Genomic DNA, 17,710 nt, shown 5'->3' with positions numbered 1-17,710 from the left:
GCCCTTCTGGTCCCTAAATGCGGATATAGGGCTCAACTTCTCCTGTGTTTCGAGCTGACCGTTGACACTGTCTGGAAACCTCTACCTAACATGTATGCATAACCGCAGGGTCAACTGCGGATGCCCTTCGCGCAGAAACAAGGTCAACGGGTGAAGCTTCCAGCTCCGGTCGGCGACGGCCCCGTACTCTCCGCGGCACGTCCCTGGTGGCGCGACGCGGTGATCTATCAGGTCTATGTGCGCAGCTTCCTGGACAGCACGGGAGACGGGATCGGTGATCTGGCCGGCGTCCGTGCCGGGTTGCCGTATCTCAAGAAGCTCGGTGTCGACGGCATCTGGCTGAGCCCCTTCTACCCCTCGCCCCAGCACGACCACGGCTACGACGTGGCCGACTACTGCGACGTCGACCCGGTCTTCGGCGACCTCACCGAGTTCGGTCTGCTGGTCGGCGACGCACACCGGCTCGGTGTGAAGGTGCTGCTCGACATCGTCCCCAACCACTGCTCCAGCGAGCACCCGTGGTTCACCGAAGCGCTCGCCGCCGCGCCCGGGAGTCCGGCACGCGCCCGGTTCCACTTCGCCGACGGCAGGGGGCCCGGCGGCGAGGAACCGCCCAACAACTGGCACGCGATGTTCGGCGGCCCGGCATGGACCCGGGTCACGGAGGCGGACGGTTCGCCCGGCCAGTGGTACCTGCACATGTTCACGCCCGAGCAGCCCGATCTGAACTGGCGCGACACCGAGGTCGGCGCCTACTTCGACGAAGCGCTGCGCTTCTGGCTCGACCGCGGTGTCGACGGTTTCCGTATCGACGTGGCGGCCGGCCTCTTCAAGCACCCGGACCTGCCCGACTCCCCCGACCCCGAGGCCGACGCCCGCACCCGTGACTCCGTGAACCCACTGGCGTGGAACCAGCCCGAGGTGCACGACGTATGGCGGCACTGGCGGTCGGTCTGCGAGGAGTACACCGCCCGCGACGGCCGTGAACGGCTGCTGGTCGGCGAGGTTTCCGTGCCGACCGCGCGCGAACACGCCCGGTACGTACGCCCGGACGAGCTGCACCAGGCGTTCTTCTTCGACCTGCTCAGTGCGCCATGGGACGCCGACGCCTTCCGCAAGGTCGTCTCGGAGGCCATGCAGGACATCGCGGGCACCGGCTCCACCGTCACCTGGGTCCTCAACAACCACGACCAGGTCCGGACAGTCACCCGTTACGGGGAGTCCGGCACCGAGAAGAGCGGGCTGGGCGCGGCACGCGCCCGTGCCGCCGCCCTCCTGATGCTGGCCCTGCCCGGTGGGGCCTATATCTACCAGGGCGAGGAGCTCGGTCTGCCGGAGGTCGTCGACCTGCCCGACGACGTGGTCACCGACCCCATCTTCCGGCGCACCGGCAGCCGGGCCCGGATACGCGACGGCTGCCGGGTCCCGCTGCCCTGGTCGGGACACGCGTCCCCGTTCGGCTTCACGTCCGGCGCCGATGGGGCCAAGCCCTGGCTGCCCCAGCCCGGCTGGTTCGCCGACCACGCCACCGACCGCGCGCTCGCCGACACCCGTTCCTTCTGGCACCTCTATCGCGACGGCCTTCAACTGCGCGCCGGGCTGCCTCAGTTGGGCGAAGGAACGCTGCGCTGGCTGGAGACCCGGCCGGACGTGCTGGCCTTCGTCCGAGGCGACGGGCTCGTCTGCGCCGTGAATTTCGGCACCGCCCCCGTACCGGCCCCGGTCTCCGGTTCCCCACTGCTCTCCAGCGGGCCCTGCCCCGTCGGCGTGCTTCCAGGATCCACCGCCGCCTGGTGGATCAGCGACCACACCGAGCTCTGAGAGCGCCGACACCCCTCAGCGCCTCCCCGTGCGTACCGCACGAACCCCCATCCCAACCCCAGAGGAAACAGACCATGACGCGACGAAGCGCGATGCTCCTGAGTTGTACCGCGGTGACCCTGGCTCTCGGCGCCACCGCCTGCGGCGGTGATCCCGTCACCACCGCGGGCGGCGGTGACAAGTCCCTCGGGGGGCAGACGATTTCCGTCGCCGGCGTGTGGTCGGGGGCCGAGCAGAAGAACTTCCAGAAGGTGCTCGACGCCTTCTCCGAGAAGACCGGCGCCAGGACCGAGTTCGTCTCGACCGGTGACAACGTCTCGACCGTCATCGGAAGCAAGATCGAGGGCGGCAACGCCCCCGATGTCGCGATGGTGCCCCAGGTGGGCGTACTCCAGCAGTTCGCGAAGCAGGGCTGGCTCAAGCCCCTCTCCGCGACCGCACAGCGGTCCGTGGACGCCAACTACGCGTCCGTGTGGAAGAAGTACGGCAGTGTCGACGGCTCGCTGTACGGCCTGTACTACAAGGCGGCCCACAAGTCGACCGTCTGGTACAGCCCCGAGGCCCTCGACCAGGCGGGCGTCGAGCCGCCGAAGACGTACGCGGAGATGCTCACCTCTGCACAGGCGGTCTCCGACTCCGGGCTCTCCGCCTTCGCCGTCGCGGGCGAGGACGGCTGGACCCTCACCGACTGGTTCGAGAACATCTACCTCTCGCAGGCCGGTCCCGAGAAGTACGACCAGCTCGCCGCCCACACCATCAAGTGGACCGACCCCACGGTGGTCAAGGCACTCACCACGCTCGGCACCCTCTTCGCCGACAAGGAACTGATCGCGGGCGGCCAGAAGGGCGCCCTCAGCACCGACTTCCCCGGTTCGGTCGAGAAGGTCTTCGGCCCCGAACCCGAGGCGGGCATGGTCTACGAAGGCGACTTCGTGGCCGGGGTCGCCAAGGACGAGTTCGGCAAGAAGATCGGCGAGGAAGCCTCGTTCTTCCCCTTCCCCGCCGTCGACGGCGGAAAGGCCCCCGTGGTCAGCGGCGGCGATGCCGCCGTGGTGCTCAAGGACGGCAAGAACCAGAAGGCGGCCATGGCCTTCATGGAGTACCTGGCGAGCCCTGAGGCGGCGGAGGTCTGGGCCGGGCTGGGAGGCTTCGTCTCCCCGAACAAGAACGTCGACCTCGCGAAGTACGGCGACGAAACCACCCGTCGCACCGCCGAATCGCTGGTCGGGGCCGGGGATTCGGTCCGCTTCGACATGTCCGACCAGGCGCCTGCCGCGTTCGGCGGAACCAAGGGCATGGGCGAGTGGAAGCTCCTCCAGGACTTCCTGCGCGACCCCTCCGACCCCAAGGCCACGGCGGGCCGCCTCGAAGCCGCGGCCGCCAAGGCGTACCGGGGCTGAGGCAGACATCATGACCGCCACCACCGCCCCCACCCGGGCCAAAGACCCGGCCGGCTCCGCTCCCCGGGGGACGAACGCCCATCAGCGCGCCAGGCGGCGCCGCCGGGCCGTCGCCGTCACCTTCGTCCTGCCGGCTCTGCTCCTCCTCGGCGCGCTCGTCGTCTACCCGGTGCTGTTCTCGATCGGCCGCAGCTTCTTCGACGCGGGCGGCAGCCGGTTCGTCGGCGGCGGGAACTACGCCGAGGTGTTCCGCGATCCGGCGACGCTCAAGGCCATCCGCAACAGCACCATCTGGATCGTCGTCGCTCCGACCGTCCTCACCGGGCTCGGTCTGATCCTCGCCGTCCTGGTGGAGAAGGTGCGTTGGGCCACCGCGTTCAAACTGCTGCTGTTCCTGCCGATGGCCGTGTCGTTCCTCGCGGCCGGGATCATCTTCCGCCTCGCCTACGAGGAGAACCCCGACAAGGGCGTCCTCAACGCCGCCGCCGTCGGGGTGCACGACGCCTTCGAGGACTCGGCCTCCTATCCCTCCGCACGCGCCCGTGACGGCCAGGGCCTGACCAAGGGGTCCGACGGGTCGTACGCGACGTCGGACACGGTGTCACCCGGCGGGACAGCGGTCCTGGGGCTCGTCGGCGTAGCGCCCAAGGACGTCCCGTCCCAGGCCGAATCCGCCTTCGCGGCGGCTGCCCGGCAGGCGGCCGGGACGGAGCTGCGCGGCGTGGTGTATCTGGACTTCGCCCCGGGGGGTGGCGGCGAGCAGGGCAAGGTCGACAAGGCCGAGAGCGGGCTGCCGGAGGTCGCCGTCGAAGCGGTGCGGGACGGGAAGACCGTTGCCCGAGCCACCACGGCGGCCGACGGCTCCTTCAGCTTCCGGAACCTCGACCCCGGCGCGTACACCGTGCGGCTTCCGGCGACGAACTTCGCCCCGCCCTACGAAGGCGTCTCCTGGCTCGGACCCGCGCTGGTCACCCCGGCCATCATCGGAGCGTATCTGTGGATCTGGACCGGGTTCGCCATGGTGCTGATCGGCGCCGGGCTGGCCTCGCTGCCGCGTGACACGCTCGAAGCGGCCCGCATGGACGGCGCGACCGAGTGGCAGGTGTTCCGCAAGATCACCGTGCCCTTGCTCGCTCCCATCCTGACCGTGGTCTTCGTGACCCTGGTGATCAATGTGATGAAGGTCTTCGACCTCGTCTACATCATCGCGCCCGGCCCGGTGCAGGAGGACGCCACCGTACTGGCCACCCAGATGTGGCTGGTCTCGTTCGGCGGAGGCAACAACCAGGGGCTGGGAAGCGCGCTCGGCGTCCTGCTCCTGCTTCTCGTCATCCCCGCCATGGTCTTCAACGTCCGCCGCTTCCGCAGGAGTCAGTCATGAGCACCACCGCACCCACCCGGCCGGCGGAGGTGAAGCAGCCGGCGTCCGTCGGGTCCGCGCGTCCGCGACGCACCGCGGGAAGCCGGCTCAGCCGCTGGCTGGGCAACAGTCTGGTCCAGGCATTCCTGGTCGTGATCAGTCTCGTCTGGATCACCCCGCTCGCCGGTCTGCTCCTGTCCTCGCTCCGCACGGCACAGGACAACGCGGCGAGTGGCTGGTGGACCACCCTGGCCAGCCCGGGTCAGTTGTCCTTCGACAACTACACCGCACTGCTCGGCAACACGGGGATCACCCGGGCCTTCTGGAACACCGTGTTCATCTCGGTGCCCGCCACCGCGCTGGTCGTCGTGATCGCGGCGCTGGCCGGATACGCCTTCGCCTGGCTGGAGTTCCCCGGCCGGGACTGGATCTTCCTGCTGGTCGTGGCCCTGCTCGTGGTCCCGGTCCAGATCGGCCTGCTGCCGGTCGCCAAGCTCTTCGGGCAGCTGGGCCTGTTCGGCACCATCCCGGGTGTGGTGCTCTTCCACGTCGCCTACGGGCTCCCGTTCGCGATCTTCCTGCTGCGCAACTATTTCGCCGACATACCGCGCGAAATGCTGGAAGCCGCCCGGATGGACGGCGGCAGCGAGTGGCGGATCTTCACCCGGCTCGTCATCCCGGTGGGACGCCCGGCCATCGCCAGCCTGGCGATCTTCCAGTTCCTGTGGGTGTGGAACGACATGCTGGTGGCGCTGCTCTTCGCGGACACGTCATCGCAGCCGCTCACCGTTGAACTACAGTCCCAGGTACGGCAGTTCGGCAGCAACATCGACGTTCTGGCCCCCGGGGCCTTCCTCTCGCTGATCGTGCCCGTCGTGGTTTTCTTCGCCTTCCAGCGGCACTTCGTGCAGGGGGTGATGGCGGGGTCCGTCAAGTGATCCCCACGCCCTGATCCCGGCCCGCGGAAGCGGGCGACGGGCCGTGAGGAGGCGTGACCGTCACCGGTTCACGCGTCCTCACGGCCCGCCCGTCGTTCTGCGGATTGTGGTGCCCGGTCAGCAGGTCTCGCGCACGTACCCGCTGCTGCCCGCCGGACTGACGTCGACATCCCGCCGGATCACGCTCACGCGGTCGCCGTAGACGCACGCGTTCTTCATGCCCGCGCTCGTGTACTCGATGAAGATGGCGTTGTCGCCGAAGGCCGAGAGGTACTCGGCGCACTCGTTCCAGCGGGGGTCGCCGCATTCCTCGGCGATGGCGAAGTCGAGCCCGTTGGCCTTCCGGTCGCCGGCCAGTTCGACGGTGTTCTTCTGCCCGACGGCCAGCCCCTTGGCGTGGGCGTGCTGCGACAGGAGACGAATGTAGGACTGGGCGTGGTCGGCGGTGATCCTGCCGTTCACCACGTCACGGGTGAAGGTGTCGTAGTTGTCGAGTTCGACGGCGTCGAAGCCCTTGGACGCACACTGGTCGATATAGCCATTGATCTTGTCCGCGATCCGCTGACGCTTGGCGTCCGTGGTGATGTCGAGGATGACCTCGTCCCAGTCGGGGTCGACGACCGGGCCGCCGTCATCGGTCAGCAGCAGGTCGCTGTCCCATTCCTGCGGTCCGCCGGCATCGCCTTCCTGCTGGGTCTGGAAGGCGTTCACGTAGCAGATGTTGTAGAGACCCGATGCCGGGGACGCCTTCACATCACGGCTGACGACCTTCACCCCGGAGGGCGGGGTGTACGCCCCGCCGATCTGGTAGTCGAAGGGCGCGTTGACCGGAGGAAGAGTGAAGGTCGGGTTGGCCCCGGCCCTGGTCAGATCAAGCGCGGTGGCGGCGGCGCCGAGGGTGGTCGCTACGGCGAGGCCGGCCACGATGGCTCCGGTCCTGGAACGGCGGCGGGAGCGCATGAGGAACTCCAAAGGTGGCGTGAGGGTGAGAAGGGTGGAAGGAAGTGATGTGGGGTCAGAGAGTACGGTGCGACGGGGGCGGAGCCGGGCCGCGAGAGCGGTCCGCGGCCATGGGACGGCCCGGCCGCGGTCGCATCGAACGGCCGGGCATCGGCACCGGGTCGGCGCCGGTACGGCAGCACGACGGCCTCCTCGGGGAGCGTCCGACCCGCTCACCGAGGAGGCCTCTCTCACTGCTGTGGAGCACCGTCGCCGGACGGCGACGCCGCTGGACGGATCAGCCTGTGTTCACTTCGGAGGAGAAGGAGTCGACCTTGAGGCCCGCTCCGCCCTGCCACGGTTCGAAGCCCGCCTGGACGCTCGTGAGGTACCACGAGGAGTCTCCGAAGCCGCGGCTGTTGGCGTGGCTCACGAACTCCTTGACATCGAAGTTCAGTTCGTTGACGGCGGACGGCGCCACGTAGGAGATGACCTTGTTCCGGCCGTTGCCGCCCTCCCACACCTGCCACGTCGTGCCCGCCATCGTCACGGTGGTGCCGGTATCGGTGCCGATGGGCTGGATGGGACCCACCTTGTTGGTCCAGATCATGATTTCGACCTGGGACACACCGTCCGTCTTGGGCTCCGGGTCGAGCCAGATGTCGTAGGACGCGTTGTAGACCCCGTCAGCGGTGTAACCGTAGGACACACTGCTCGGGGCGCTGCTGATGGAGCTGATCCGCGCGGGCAGCTTGGTGCCGGGCGAGCACGCCGTGTAGTGGCAGCCGTTGAAGATGGACGGATAGGACTTGGGGGCACCATTGGTGGGGACCTGCCCCTCGGCCTTCGTCACCTCGAAGCCGGACCCGGTGGGGCTGACGCACTGCGCGCCGGCCGGGTTCCACAGGTTGTTCTGCACCGTGTACGCGCCGACCGTGGCCCTGTCGTACTGACCGCATATCTCGGCCGCTTGCGCGGGACCGCCCAGGGTCATCAACGCGGCCCCCGCGGCGACCGCCGGCAACAGCGCGTAGACGGCGGTTCGCGTGGAGAGTTTCATGCTGTCTTCCAATCACGTGGGGATGAAAAGGAATAGCTCGTGAGCTGCCAGGAGCCTGTGACAAGAGGGGGGACCGAGCGCCCGGGGCGGTGCTCGTGCGCGGACGGCGGAGGTCAACGCCGGGCCGCACCGCCGCCGGCGAGGCTGATCTCGGAGTTCCAGTACGCGTCCGGGGGCAGGGTGTCCCAGGGGTTCTTGTCCGCCATGGTGTCCGGGGTGACGTAGACATGCCCGGCGTTGCGCTGGCGTGCGAGTTCCATGACGCCACGCATCCGGCTCTCGTCCGGGACGTCGTAGACGAGGTGCCAGACCTTGCCCGGGGAAGCGCTGCTCTCCCATGCCTCCGGCTGGTGGCTACGGTAGGAACTCTCGTCGCCCTCGAAGGTGACCAGTGTGTCGGCGGCCGCGGTGTAGCACTCGTCGACACCGGTCCCCGGGTTGTCGACGACGACCGCGTCGTCGCCATAGCGGCTCTCGACGTAGTTCTTCAGCTCGATGTACCGGTTCACGTCGGTGTTTCCGGAACCGCAGCGCGCCAGGCCCTCGTCGAAGAAGATGCCGCCGAGTCCCGCGTCACCGTAGAGCTGGTACCAGACATCGACATCGGCCTTGATCTGCCGCATCCACTCGTCCGGGTCCGTGGAGCCGGACCGCGTGGTCATGCCGGTGGTACCGAAGTAGCCGGTCGCCACATAGCCGATGACGGTGATGCCGGCCGCGTCGGCCTTCTTGATGGCCGAGGTGTACTGATCGTCACCGTCGCCGGGACCGTTGTACGGGTTGGCGACCGCCAGCCCAACCCCCGTTCCGGACCGGGTGAGTTGGTCCCACAGAGGGCCGGGGTAGAAGTAGGCGGGTACGGAGACCTTCTGGGAGATCGCCTGCGTGGTACCGCCCTCGGGCGCCTCCGGGACGGCAATGGCCGGAACCGCGCACAGGGCGAGGGCTCCGGCGGCGAACGCCCCGCCTATCAGGGAGCGGGTGGAACGCGACGTCATGGTGAACCTCTTTCGTGGGGGGATACCGTTGGGTGCCGTTCCCGGTGATAAGCCGTACCCGGTAATAACCAGGGTGTGCGGTGGGGACGCACGTCGGACAACCTCCTTCGGCGGAGCACGACGGGGAAAGGATCGAAGGTACGAGTGCCCTTCCACCGCCCACAAAAGGAGGATCGGGAGGGCGCTCCCGCACACCCTAGGAGCTGCCTTTCCGGCTCACAAGGTTTTCTGTGACGTACCGTTACACCGCTTACCCGTACTGCTCACTGCTCGCGATAAGTGGCTGAAATCAGGGCCGGATACACGGTGGTCACCGCGGTCCACGACAACGGATCGAGGCGCGTTCGACAATGCGCACTCAGGTTGAACGTTGTCGCGTTCGGCACGTTCGGCGCATCCGTGGACCGGGTTCTCTCCCGCCGCTCACGGCTGTCGGCGGCGCTGTTGAGCGGCGCCGCCGACGGGAGGAACGACCACCATGGTTGTCGTCACGCCGGCCTTCCGGAGAGCGGCGACAATGGCGGGATTCGCATGCGAGTCGGTCACTATGGTGTCGACGGAACCGATGTCCGCGACTTTCGCCTTGTGTACCCTGCCCAGTTTGGAGCTGTCGGCGACGACTATCGTCTGTTCCGCCTGCTCCAGCATGACGCGGTCGATCTCCGCTCCGCGGGAGCTGTGCCGCGTGATCCCGGCTGCCGGGCTGATGCCGTCCGCCCCGGCGATCGCGAAGTCGAAGCGGTACGAACGCAGCGATTCCTCGGCTCCCTTTCCGACGAGGTCGTTGGAGAGCGCCCTGGCGGTTCCTCCGGTGACGACGACGTGGACCAGCTGACGCGCCATAAGGGACGTCGCCGTGTCCAGGCCGTTCGTCACGACCGTGAGATCCGAGCGGGTGGCCAGGTTCCTGGCGACGAAGTCCATCGTGGTGCCGCCGGTCAGCGCGATGGTGAGCGGACGGCTGGGGATCAGGGACGAGGCCAGTGATCCGATGCGGCGTTTCGCCTCGGTGTTCTGGGAATGCCTCAGACTCACCGGCAGTTCGACGCCACGCCGGGCCGCGGTGACCTTGCCGTAAGAACGGCGGATGAGGCCCGTTTCCTCCATGACCGCCAGATCCCTGCGGACCGTGGCTCCGGAGACTCCGAGAATTCTGGGAAGAAAGTGGACCTGCAGTTCTCCGCGCTGCGACAGAAGCGTGAGAATGATCGAGATGCGCTCGTCGCGTTTCCTGTCGGTCATCGGCCGCTCCACGGTCGCTTCACCTTCGCCTGCCCTTCCGGCAAACCCGAAGTGCTACGACCTGGAGCCCTCGTTCGCCTGCGATATGCCTGCCCAGCGACAGGTGTGCGGGAGGCCGCAGCCCGCTGCGGCCATGCCGATTTCGCCCACCTCTCCACGCGCGCGCGTGCGGCGGTCCCACGGCAGCGCGCGATGTTCACGTCGGCCGACGCGGGAAGCGCCGACGGACTGCCACTCTTTCGTGCGCGCTCTCCGAACGGACCAGGGAAAATCCCTAGTACCCCAGAACCGGAGAACGGACAGCACACGGCCGACGGCGCCCTCAAGCTGGTGGCCGTGGACAGCCCCACTCGTCCCGCACCGGTGTGTACAACCGCATACCAAGGAAGCAGGCCCGACTCATGGGTGCACTGAACGAACAGTCCGCCGTCCGCTCACTCGAACTGGGCGACACCCGCCTCACCTACGTCGTCGATGGCGCGATGGGCATGCTGCCGGAGAGCTTCCTCCCCGCGGTACCCGCGGAATACTGGCAGGAGCATCCGGAGACGCTCGACGAGCACGGCCTCGTCGCCATGTCTGCGGGAGGGCTGCTCGTGGAGCGCGACGGCCGCCGCCTGCTCATCGACGCCGGCCTCGGACCCGTGTCCGGGCCGACCAGGGTCGACGGAGAGCCTGTCGGGCACACGAACTCCGGCGCGCTCCCGGAAACCCTTGCCGCGCTGGGGATCGCGCCGCACGACATCGAGGCCGTGGCCTTCACCCACCTGCATACCGACCACACCGGCTGGGCCTTCGCACCGGAGAAGTTCTTCCCCGACGCCCGCTATCTCGTCGCCGTCGAGGAGTGGGCACCGCACAGCCGCGGCGAGACCGTTCCCGGCGCACCGGCTCAGGACACCATCGAACCGATGAAGCACGCGCGCACCCTGATCTCACACGGAGACGAGATCTTCGATGGCGTGCACGCCCTGGTGACGCCGGGGCATTCCCCCGGACACACCTCGTATGTGATCACTGCCGGGAACGAACGGGTCGTGGTCTTCGGCGATGTCTTCCACATCCCCGCACAGATCGCGCATCCGCACTGGGGGTCGCGCCCCGACTCCGACAGCGCAGCGGTCATGACGGCGCGCAAGCGCATCGCCGGGGAGCTCGCACGGCCAGGAACGACCGGGTTCGCCTTCCACTTCGGTGACCAGGCGTTCGGACGTCTGACCGGCACGCGGTGGGAGCCCGTTGCGACGGAAGCGGTCCTGCCCACCCCCAGAGCACTCGGATGACACGCACACCACGCGTGGTGTTTCCGGCCGGCCGCGTCAGGTTTTCGCCCGGGTCCCCTCCTCCGCGGCGGACGCGGGCCCCACCCCGCGGGCGGACCGTGCCTCTTTCACCACACGCCCCGGCCGCCCGCGATCACAGCCTTGAGCTCGTCCGGCGATTCCCGCATCAGCCGCGCCATCCCGCGTTCCTCGGCCGCCACGATCCACCGCTCGAAGCCGACCTTGAAGACGGCGACCCCCGCCTCGGCGGTCAGGCCGGCGGCCGACTCCGCGACGCCGCGTCGGCGCAGGGTGTCGGTGAGCGCGGCCGAGATCGAGGCGAGTTTGATCAGCTCGCGCTCCTTGAGTTCCGGGTTCGCCGTGATGACGGTCTGTCGCTTCCGCGCGTACTCGCGGAGGTCGGCGAACATCTCGGAGACGGCGTCGAGGCCCGCAGCCAGTGCGTCGATCGGCGTCGCGGACTCCGGAGCGTCGGCGACCGTCCGTACGAACAGCTCCTGCAACTCGCCGGAGCCGGCGAACAGTACCTCGCGCTTGTCGGCGTAGTGCCGGAAGAAGGTCCGCTCCGTGAGCCCGGCCCGTTTGGCGATCTCGGCCACGGTGGTCTGCTCGTACCCGCGCTCGTTGTAGAGCTCCAGCGCTGCTGTCGCCAGGCACCCGTGCGCGTTCGGCTCCCATCTGGCCATGGGCGGGTTCTACGTGATGACAGCGGCTGATATCAGAGATAGCCCCGATGGCAGTAACCGACATCAACAGTTGAGGTTCCTCGTGCGCATCGTTGTGACCGGCGCGTCCGGCTTCACCGGCTCCGCCGTCGTTCCCGAGCTCGTCGACGCGGGGCACGAGGCTGCCGGACTGGCGGCCGGCCCGCCCCGGCCTCCTCGAAGACCTCGAAGTCCTCAACAAGGGACACTCCTTCGGCACGCCTGCCACCATCGCCTGACCAGCGGCGGAGACGCCGCCCGGGCGATGCCCGTCCGCCCGGGCGGCGTGGTCGTACCGGTCCTGGTCACCTCGTGGTGGTGACCAGGACCTTCACCGGGTTGGAGGTCACCCGTACCCCGCCGATGGTGGCGCGGGCTGTGATCGACGCCGTGCCGCCGCTCACCGCCTTGACCACGCCCTTGCTGTCGACCGTCGCGACCCTCGGGCGGGAGCTGGAGTAGCTGACGGCCACCGGCGCGGACGAGATGCTGTCGGCGTTGAGGGCAAGGCCGTCACCGGTGACCGTGATCTCGGAAACATCCATATCGGCCGTGTTCACGCGCTTGTTGAAGCCGCTGCCATAGGTGTTGTCGGCGAGGGTGATGTCATCCGAGCCGTCGAAGGTGAACAGCGGGGACGTATGGCTCGCGGGCGGCGCGTCCGTGGTCACGGTCGCCGTGTCGCCCACGCGCAGGGCCCGCGAGGGTCCTGTGAGCCGCAGCTTGGCGTAGCGCTCGACGCGGTTGTCACGGAAGGTCAGACCGCCGACACCGCGGCCGGAGAGAATGGTCCCGCCGGTGAGGTTGAAGTCGTTGTCCTCGACGAGGATGTTGCGGTGCACCGGCTGCCCTGCGACGAAGTCCTGGTTGGTGGGGTCGAAGAAGATGACCGGGCTCGCGGGGCGGTCGAAGACATTGCCGCGGATGGTGACGTCCCGCACCGGGCCCGACTCGTACCAGGAGCGGGCGTCGGACGAGATGTAGATGCTGGCCATGCTCATGCCGTCGAAGCGGTTGTTCTCGATCCGCACCGGCCTGCGCGTCGTCACGAGGATCCCTCGCGTGGGCACGGCCTGGAACGTGTTGCCGGTGATCTCGACGGTCGGCGTGTAGGTGGTGTTCTCGGCCACGTAGTCGCCGGGGGCGGCGAGCACCGCGTCGGGCAGCGCCTGGTCGAGGACCACGGTCATGGTGCGCAGGTAGGTGTCCGGGTCCGTGCCGGCCGGGACACCGCTGCCGGTCGGTCCGGTCACCGAGACCACCTTCGCCGTCGCGCCGGGGGCGGCGAGCATGGTGCGCTTGTCGACGAGTTCGATCGAGTCGCCCGGATAGAACTGGGGAAATCCGGACGTCTCGTTGTGCATGTAGCGCAGCCGCAGCGTCTGCCGCTCGGCGGCGGTCACCTGGAGGTAGGTGCCGTGGATGTTGATCGGGTCGTCCTGCGGGTTGTCGAAGACGCTGTTGGTGATGCGTACGGTGCCCTTGACGCCGGACATCTGGATGTGGTCGGCGAAGCCCGAGGTGACGCGGCCACTGCCGCGGTCGGCCTTGAAGGTGACCGAGTCGATGCTGATGTCCTCGCTGAGCTGGCCCACGATGCCGAAGCCGTGCAGATAGCCGAGCCGGAGGTGATCGACCGTGACACGCGACGACTCCCAGAACAGCGCGCCCGGCGTGTCCCTGGTGACCTCGCGCATCTGATAGACGTATCCGCGGTCGCCGGGGGCGGTGCTGTCGCCGTAGGTGATCCGCAGCCTGTCGCCGCCGAGGTCGGTGATCTTCGTGACGTTCTGGAAGACCGGGTTGGACGTACGCCACGTCCTGTTGGTCGCGGGGTCGTGGACCTGGGAGTAGTCGAAGGAGTTCGTGCCGGTCCAGTACGGCTGTCCGGTGGCCGGGCTCCGCTCGCCGTTCCAGCGCACCGAGGTGCCTTCCACGGCGTAGTCGTATGTCTCGGGGATGTCGATGATCCGGTACGCCTGCCCGGAGTCGACCCCGGCGTCGGCGACCGTGATGTCGACCGTTTTGGGGGCGACCCACGTCTGCGAGAAGTTGGTGAAGCGCACGTCGCTCGACCGGATCGCCGCGAAGACGGTCTGGAAGCCGTGATTGACGATCGTCGACCCGCCGCCGTCGACGACGACGTCCCGCATGTCCTCGACGAGGATGCCGATGTTCTTCGTCTTGAACGCCTGGTCGCTGCCGACCGTGTTGCTGACGTACAGCTCCCGCTTCGGCGTCCGTTCGGGCCAGATGTGGTACGTACCGGACGGGAAGTGGAGGGTGGTGGGGCCGCCCACGGTCTTCGCGTGGTGGATCGCAGCGTCGACGGCCGCCGCGGAGTCGGCCTTGCCGGAAGGGTCCGCGCCGAAGTCCGTGACGTCGATGACCGTGCGGCCGGTGTTGTCCACGACGGCCGCTCCGCCAAGACCTCCGATGACCGTTGAGGTCTGCGGCCGCAGGGCGGGCTGCGCGGTGGCCGTTCCCATCAGGGCAGTTAACACCCCGACAGCCAGGACAGTGGCGGTGCGGATGGCGTTGCGCCCGCCGGACCGAGAGGGGGCGAAGCCCGGTCGCAGAGATCTCATGTCGTTCCTTCGAGGGGTGTCCGAGGCCATTCATCCGAGGTCGTAGCTGGAAAGTAGGGCCGCCACCAAAAAAGAACAAGAGGAACAACAGAAGTAAACAATCCTCGCCATACTGGTGCCGGGGCCGGCTCGGGTCGCGTTCGCCCCGGACGAGGCACCCGGCTCCACTGGGGCGCCGGCTCCGGTCGGCCGGTCATCCCGCGGGACCGGATCGTGGCGGCCGGCCGGAGGCCGAGTCACCCGCTCTTGGTGAGGCGGGTCCAGCCTGCTGGTGGTGCCAGGAGCGTGCGGGCGTGCGGCGTCCGCTTCCGGATCCGCACGGTGCCCCGGTAGCCGTGCAGGATGAGGTAGCCGAGATGCTCCAGCGCTTTGAGGGCGAATCCGTTGGCCGGGCACATCTCCGCACCTTTACCGAAGGGGAGAAAGGCTCGCCGCTGGTCGTCGGCGAGCCTTTCCCAGCGTGACGGGTCGAAGTCCCATGGCCTGTCCCACACGGCTCCCGACCGGTGGATCGCGTGTGTGCCGATCATGACATGTTCGCCCTTGCTGACCGGCACACCGCGTATTTCGTGGTCCGTGGCCGCTTCCCTGACCAGGCGCCATGCGGTCGGGTACAGACGTAATGTCTCCCGGACCAGAGAGCGGAGCTGGTCCGGCCGTACTGCCGGGGTGTTGTACCCGTGTTGGATGCCGAGGAGCACGACCCATTCGAGGGCGACTCCGGTGAAGCCGACCACGGAGAGTATGAGTCGCTGGAGGAGTTGCGCGCGGTCCGCCGGGGTCAACTCCCCCCGCAGACTGCGTACCACGTCGACGAGATCCCGCACGTCGGCGTCGGTTGTAGCTTCGGATTCGGACTCCGTTTCGGATTCGGATTCCCGTGCTGGAAGCCGTCTGAGCTGTTCGGCGAACCCGGCGCGGATACGGCGTACCGAACGGTGTGAGCGCGTCGCCACGCGACCGACGATGTCGTCGGCGATGACGCTCGATTTTATGTACGCGTCGACAAGCGAGGTGAGTTCGGTAGGGCGATGGTGCGCGATAACGGGGGCGAAGTACCGCCGGACCAGCTCCACTCCCCACCGTTGGTGCCGCAGACGGCCTCGGCTGTCACTCAACTCATGAATGGCGCAGTCAACGTCGAACAACGCATGGAGATCGTGATGGCTCAACGCTCTGAGCAGTTCATGTGACGCTGCCGTCCGAAGCGCCGGAGAAAGAGGCTCGGGACCGAGGCGGAAGAATCCGGACTGCTGTACGTACTGGTCGGCCGAGTCGACCAGAATCTCCCGGGCGGAATCCGCGTCGGCGACGAACAGTGTTCCGAAGCGGAGCCTGAACGGGCCTTCGGCCTCAGCCGCCAGGCTTTCCCACTGCCCCAGATGACGCCACAGGCTCTGTCTGTCCATGAACACGAGTTCTTACGCCCGTCGGCGGGGGACGGGATACGGCGATCCGACGACGCATCCCGTCGCGCATGAACGGAGAATCAATCCTTCCGCCCATACCTGTCACCGTACTGGTTTCGACGTGCACGCATCTCACCGCTGAGCGCTCGAAGGTATCTGGTGATCCATGCCATTGCCGGTCCTCCTTATCAAGCGGTAAACGGCCGGGCGTGGGCGCACCGCTTCGGCTACGACACTAGCCATCTCGCGGAACCGGGTGAACTGACAAAACCGGCCACAGCGGTGCCGTCTCTCATGTGGCGGGTCAGTGGGGAGCGCGCCCTGGTGGACGCAACAAGGCCCACATGGCGAGCGTTTGGACAGCGTATGTGAATCGTCCGGTGAGTCGCTCAACTGTGGTGCGGCGCAGGGTGCACAGCCATACGTAGCTGCTCAGGGATACGCAGAGACACCCAAAGGTCTGCCACCACAGAGCCCGCGTCGGCAGCTCTTGACCCGTGCACAGATAGAGCGTCCCTGTGGCCGACGTGGCGAGTCCCAGCGCGACCAGGCCGGCCCTGGCTACCTGGCCGCGGACCGCCCAGCGGGAGGCAAGAAGGCCGGCGGGAATCTGGATCACGACGTGGAACATCAGGACCCAGATCACCAGCCCGAATATTTGGCCATAGGCTGCCGTGGACGCGGCTGGAATCCAGCAGAAGCCGATGAACAGCAGAACGCCACTCAAGTGCATGGCGGCCACGTTCAACGGAACATGCCACGCGCTGATCCAGTGGCGCTCGTTGTCACTCGCCTGCACGACGCCCTCCCCCGGGGGCTCGGCCCCCGCTGCCGACGAGCAGTCTACGTGGAGGGCCGGCGTGCGCTACGTTCCAGCCGCTCAACGATCCCCGCCGGTGCCGTCCACACTGAGTACGGTGTTCTCGGCGAAGCGGCGTCAGGGCAGCAGCCCGAGGAGTGGGCCGACCGATCGATGATCCGGTCAGCCGCGGACCTCGAAACGCCGGGAAGCGGGGTCAGTTGACACATCGTCAAGTTCGTGAGTCGTAGAAGCGGTGGCGGAAAAATCGTTGGACATCGCGCCGGGCGGCAGCAAGCGTGGGCGGCATGCAGCAGGAGAAGATCTGGGACGCCGATACCGCCCAGCGCTATGACACGCCCGGCACCGGCATGTTCGCGCCCGAGGTTCTGGGACCGACCGTGGACCGCCTCGCTCAGCTCGCGGGGGACGGAGCAGCGCTCGAGTTCGCCATCGGGACCGGCCGGGTAGCCGTCCCGCTCGCCGAGCGAGGGGTCTCCGTCACCGGCATCGAGCTCTCGCTCCCGATGGTGGAGCGACTGCGTACCAAGGCGGACGAAGCGACGATCCCCGTGGTCATCGGTGACATGGCGACCGCCGTCGCCCCCGGGAGATTCAGCCTCGTCTACCTCGTCTTCAACACGATCTCCAACCTGCTCACCCAGGATGAGCAGGTCCGGTGTTTCCGCAACGCCGCCCGCCATCTCGCACCCGGCGGCCGGTTCGTGATCGAGCTCTGGGTGCCCGAGCTGCGCAAGCTGCCGCCGGGCCAAGAGGCCACCGTCTGGCACTCCGAACCCGGCTACATCGGTTTGGACACCTACGACGTCCTGCGCCAGCATGTGGTGTCGCACCACTTCCGGTTCGACGAGACCCAGCAGGCGCGGTTGTTCCGCAGCCCTCACCGCTACATCTGGCCGGCCGAACTCGACCTCATGGCCCGGCTGGCCGGATTCGAACTGGAGACCAGGCACGCGGACTGGGACGGATCCGTGTTCACGGCCGAATCGCGCTCTCACGTCTCCGTCTACCGCGTCCTGCCCGTGTAGTGGCTCCGCGCCCCGGTACGGCCCAGGGGCAAGAGGGGCCGAGCGGCGCGGTGGCGGGTGTCGCGGTCCCGCCATACGGTGGACGGAGCCTCGCCTTCCCGAGCCATGACGCGAGAAAGG

The 17,710-nt window shown here is 67.9% G+C and carries 15 protein-coding genes; 7 read left to right on the top strand and 8 right to left on the bottom strand.

Going from position 1 to position 17,710, the window contains the following annotated elements:
* Window positions 1-150 precede the first annotated feature (150 nt).
* The 4 genes from CU044_RS20720 to CU044_RS20705 all read left to right on the top strand — a co-directional run bounded on the left by CU044_RS20720 (window position 151) and on the right by CU044_RS20705 (window position 5,519).
* The gene (locus CU044_RS20720) at window positions 151-1,821 is read left to right on the top strand and encodes a glycoside hydrolase family 13 protein (RefSeq protein ID WP_129770210.1); all 1,671 of its coding nucleotides are present in this window, start codon (window positions 151-153) and stop codon (window positions 1,819-1,821) included.
* A 74-nt stretch (window positions 1,822-1,895) separates the two neighbouring features.
* Window positions 1,896-3,221 (top strand): ABC transporter substrate-binding protein, encoded by a 1,326-nt coding sequence (locus tag CU044_RS20715; RefSeq protein ID WP_240045736.1) that lies wholly within the window; start codon window positions 1,896-1,898, stop codon window positions 3,219-3,221.
* A 10-nt stretch (window positions 3,222-3,231) separates the two neighbouring features.
* Window positions 3,232-4,602 carry an ABC transporter permease subunit gene (locus tag CU044_RS20710; RefSeq protein WP_129770209.1) on the top strand — a complete coding sequence of 457 codons (1,371 nt, stop codon included), beginning with the start codon at window positions 3,232-3,234 and terminating at the stop codon, window positions 4,600-4,602.
* A complete protein-coding gene (locus CU044_RS20705; RefSeq protein ID WP_240045735.1) occupies window positions 4,599-5,519 on the top strand; it encodes a carbohydrate ABC transporter permease in 921 nt (306 codons plus the stop codon). Before CU044_RS20710 ends, CU044_RS20705 begins: the two co-directional genes overlap by 4 nt.
* 117 nt (window positions 5,520-5,636) lie before the next feature.
* Here CU044_RS20705 and CU044_RS20700 read toward each other — a convergent pair whose 3' ends face one another.
* From CU044_RS20700 to CU044_RS20685, 4 genes are all read right to left on the bottom strand, one after another.
* Entirely contained in the window at window positions 5,637-6,479 is an 843-nt protein-coding gene (locus CU044_RS20700; protein WP_129770208.1) for an endo alpha-1,4 polygalactosaminidase, read from the bottom strand.
* A 277-nt stretch (window positions 6,480-6,756) separates the two neighbouring features.
* Window positions 6,757-7,518, bottom strand: a complete 762-nt coding sequence (locus tag CU044_RS20695; RefSeq protein ID WP_129770207.1) for a hypothetical protein — start codon at window positions 7,516-7,518, stop codon at window positions 6,757-6,759.
* Window positions 7,519-7,631: 113 nt separating this feature from the next.
* Window positions 7,632-8,516: a spherulation-specific family 4 protein gene (locus CU044_RS20690; RefSeq protein ID WP_129770206.1), complete on the bottom strand. Its 885-nt coding sequence runs from the start codon at window positions 8,514-8,516 to the stop codon at window positions 7,632-7,634.
* 423 nt (window positions 8,517-8,939) lie between these two features.
* Window positions 8,940-9,758, bottom strand: coding sequence for a DeoR/GlpR family DNA-binding transcription regulator (locus CU044_RS20685; protein WP_129770205.1), 819 nt, complete (start codon window positions 9,756-9,758; stop codon window positions 8,940-8,942).
* A 401-nt stretch (window positions 9,759-10,159) separates the two neighbouring features.
* Here CU044_RS20685 and CU044_RS20680 point away from each other — a divergent pair, with 401 nt between their 5' ends.
* Window positions 10,160-11,041 (top strand): MBL fold metallo-hydrolase, encoded by an 882-nt coding sequence (locus tag CU044_RS20680; RefSeq protein WP_129770204.1) that lies wholly within the window; start codon window positions 10,160-10,162, stop codon window positions 11,039-11,041.
* 107 nt (window positions 11,042-11,148) lie between these two features.
* Here the strand turns inward: CU044_RS20680 and CU044_RS20675 are convergent, their stop codons facing one another.
* Window positions 11,149-11,727, bottom strand: a complete 579-nt coding sequence (locus tag CU044_RS20675) for a TetR/AcrR family transcriptional regulator (RefSeq protein ID WP_129770203.1) — start codon at window positions 11,725-11,727, stop codon at window positions 11,149-11,151.
* A gap of 16 nt (window positions 11,728-11,743) precedes the next feature.
* Between CU044_RS20675 and CU044_RS40215 the strand changes: the two genes are divergently transcribed.
* Window positions 11,744-12,067: an NAD-dependent epimerase/dehydratase family protein gene (locus CU044_RS40215; protein WP_345790144.1), complete on the top strand. Its 324-nt coding sequence runs from the start codon at window positions 11,744-11,746 to the stop codon at window positions 12,065-12,067.
* Here the strand turns inward: CU044_RS40215 and CU044_RS20665 are convergent.
* The 3 genes from CU044_RS20665 to CU044_RS20655 form a co-directional block, all read right to left on the bottom strand.
* Window positions 12,051-14,234 (bottom strand): right-handed parallel beta-helix repeat-containing protein, encoded by a 2,184-nt coding sequence (locus CU044_RS20665; RefSeq protein ID WP_129770201.1) that lies wholly within the window; start codon window positions 14,232-14,234, stop codon window positions 12,051-12,053. The genes CU044_RS40215 and CU044_RS20665 overlap by 17 nt on opposite strands.
* A 335-nt stretch (window positions 14,235-14,569) precedes the next feature.
* Window positions 14,570-15,451, bottom strand: coding sequence for a cytochrome P450 (locus tag CU044_RS20660; RefSeq protein ID WP_240045734.1), 882 nt, complete (start codon window positions 15,449-15,451; stop codon window positions 14,570-14,572).
* Between the two features lie 595 nt (window positions 15,452-16,046).
* Window positions 16,047-16,541, bottom strand: a complete 495-nt coding sequence (locus CU044_RS20655) for a hypothetical protein (protein WP_129770199.1) — start codon at window positions 16,539-16,541, stop codon at window positions 16,047-16,049.
* A 308-nt stretch (window positions 16,542-16,849) separates the two neighbouring features.
* On the opposite strand from CU044_RS20655, the gene CU044_RS20650 reads away from it, so the two are divergent.
* On the top strand, window positions 16,850-17,590 hold the full coding sequence (locus tag CU044_RS20650; RefSeq protein WP_129770198.1) for a class I SAM-dependent methyltransferase: 741 nt from the start codon (window positions 16,850-16,852) through the stop codon (window positions 17,588-17,590).
* Window positions 17,591-17,710: the final 120 nt, after the last annotated feature.

Origin of the sequence: Streptomyces sp. L-9-10 (assembly GCF_004151105.1) — a bacterium.
Lineage (GTDB): Bacteria > Actinomycetota > Actinomycetes > Streptomycetales > Streptomycetaceae > Streptomyces.
The sequence above is the reverse complement of the archived record's forward strand: the minus strand, read 5'-3'. Positions and strand labels throughout refer to the sequence as shown.